At 50.8% G+C, this 2,479-nt stretch carries 3 protein-coding genes; all 3 read right to left on the bottom strand.

Annotation, left to right across the window (positions count from 1 at the left end; genetic code table 11):
- Positions 1 to 74: 74 nt before the first annotated feature.
- Positions 75 to 620, bottom strand: a complete 546-nt coding sequence (hemG, locus tag FDX03_RS10460) for a menaquinone-dependent protoporphyrinogen IX dehydrogenase (RefSeq protein ID WP_005133225.1) — start codon at positions 618 to 620, stop codon at positions 75 to 77.
- Positions 621 to 631: 11 nt separating this feature from the next.
- On the bottom strand, positions 632 to 2,083 hold the full coding sequence (gene trkH, locus FDX03_RS10455; RefSeq protein ID WP_003017848.1) for a Trk system potassium transporter TrkH: 1,452 nt from the start codon (positions 2,081 to 2,083) through the stop codon (positions 632 to 634).
- A gap of 38 nt (positions 2,084 to 2,121) precedes the next feature.
- On the bottom strand, positions 2,122 to 2,479 hold a 358-nt coding region (locus FDX03_RS23255), incomplete at its 5' end, for a YigZ family protein (RefSeq protein ID WP_249357035.1).

Genomic DNA, 2,479 nt, shown 5'->3' with positions numbered 1-2,479 from the left:
ATAGGGAGTTATTTCAGGCTGACAAGGGGAAATTTAAAATAATTTTCCAAGTGCGTGTTTTTTATTCTTTGCGTTTATTTTAACAACGTTTTGTTGGTTAATTGGGCAATTTCCCGGGCAAATCCCGCCACCTGTTCCCAGTCGGTATAGATCACTTCTTTCTTCGTATCCGTTTCACCACCTGACATCTTCATAATCAGTTGGATCATGACGCGGTCATACCAGCGATAGCGGGGATACAACAAAGCACCCGCAATGACTGCACTGTGGTCTGGTCGCCACGGTGAACTCATCAGAAACTTACGCGCATAGCTATTAGTTTGCGGTGTGCGTTTCTCCGGTTTACGGGCAACCAGGTTTACAGAGTAAAACGCACTCGGCATCGTATTCAGCTGCGTGGCATGCTTTTTCACAAATTCCTGAAATGCAGAATGGTAATGGCCATAGCGAATTGATGCGCCAATCACCACACTGTCATAATTTTTCCACTCAGGCTCTTCGGTACGATGCAAATTCATGACATCTGCCCAGACACCCAGCTCTTTAAGTTCAGAAGCCAGATACTCAGCGATTTCGCGCGTTTGTCCGTCCCGGGAAGAAAAAAGAATCAGTGTTTTCACGTGTTACTCCATTATTCACGCCAGAAAGTAGGGGTAAAGAGCACCAGCAGAGTAAAGACCTCCAGACGACCAAACAGCATGTTGGCAATCAGGATCCATTTCGCCACCGGGTTCATGCTGGCAAAATTGTCGGCAACAACCCCCAGCCCAGGCCCGAGGTTATTCAGCGTCGCCACAACTGAGGCAAACGCAGAGAAGTCATCCACACCGGTCGCAATAATTGCCAGCATACTGATAATAAAGACCAGCGCATAGGCAGAAAAGAAGCCCCATACCGCTTCAAGGATTCGTTCCGGCAACGCTCGGTTGCCCAACTTAATGCTATAGACCGCATTGGGGTGAACCAGTCGCTTCAGTTCGCGGTTACCCTGTTTGAACAGTAACAAGATACGAATCACCTTCAAACCACCGCCCGTTGACCCGGCACAGCCACCAATAAACGCAGAACACAGTAGCAGCACCGGCAGGAACAACGGCCAGCGAGCAATACTGTCCGTAGTAAATCCGGCGGTCGTCGCCATCGATACCACCTGGAAAAATGCCTGGTTGATCGTCGTGAGCGCCGACCCATAGGTATTATGTATCCACAACACCAGCGTACAGACGGCCACCAGCGTTAGCTGCACCCCGATAAACATGCGGAATTCCGGATCGCGCCAGTAGACCTTCAGACTACGCCCGCTTAATAAAGAGAAGTGCAGGCCGTAGTTACAACCGGAGATCAGCAGGAAGATAGCAATAATCGTGTTAATCGTGGGGCTGTCGAAATACCCCACACTGGCATCGTGTGTGGAAAAGCCGCCGATAGCAATGGTGGCGAAGCTGTGTCCAATGGCGTCAAAGGCAGGCATGCCGGCAAACCACAGCGCCAGCGCACACGCAACCGTCAATAGCACATAGATGAGCCACAAGGTTTTCGCCGTTTCGGCAATACGTGGGCGCATTTTGTTATCTTTCAGCGGCCCCGGCATTTCTGCACGATAGAGCTGCATGCCACCCACGCCAAGAATAGGCAGGATAGCCACCGCCAGCACGATGATCCCCATCCCGCCGAACCATTGCAGCATCTGGCGATAAAAGAGAATGGCATGCGGCAGTGAATCCAGCCCCACCAGCGTCGTCGCACCTGTGGTTGTTAACCCGGAAAAGGATTCAAAAAAAGCATCGGTGATCGTGAGGTTAGGACTTTCCGCAAAAATGAACGGCAACGCACCCACGCTCCCCAGCACGGTCCAGAATAAGACGACGATCAAAAACCCTTCACGGGATTTCAGTTCGCCCTTCTCTTTACGGTTTGGCCACCACAGCATGGAGCCGATAGCCAGAGCAACGAAGAAAGTTTGGGTAAATGCACGACCCGCACCATCACGGTAGATAAGTGCTACCAGTCCGGGGATGATCATCGTTCCCGAAAATAAGATGACCAGTAGTCCAACGATTCGGGTGATGGCGCGAAAATGCATCTCTGCCGCTTCCTTAGTTCTTTAAAATGAGGTGGGGATTATTCTGCAATCGATAACAATTGCAATGAACCACGACTAAAATCCGCCAGCTTTGCTGAAAATTCATCCACTTTCGCATAAGGAAGTGCTACCCGAAGCAGAACGAATGCCTGGTAATCACTGAAAACGATTTTACCGTCAAACTGCCCCAACAGTGTTTCAATGCCTGCCAGTTGGCCGTACTCACACTGCAAAGTATATTCGGTTAATGGCGTCTTGCGCTGTGTCGTTAACTGGCGCAGCGCCTGATTCACACCACCACCGTAGGCTTTTACCAACCCCCCCGTACCGAGAAGGATACCGCCGTAGTAGCGCACCACCACCGCAGTAATCTCACCAACGCCGCTCCCCATCAGT

Source organism: Citrobacter sp. wls827 (genome assembly GCF_005280875.1).
GTDB classification, from domain to species: Bacteria; Pseudomonadota; Gammaproteobacteria; order Enterobacterales; family Enterobacteriaceae; genus Citrobacter; species Citrobacter youngae.
Note: the sequence above shows the minus strand (reverse complement) of the source record. Positions and strands in the feature narration are given on the sequence as shown.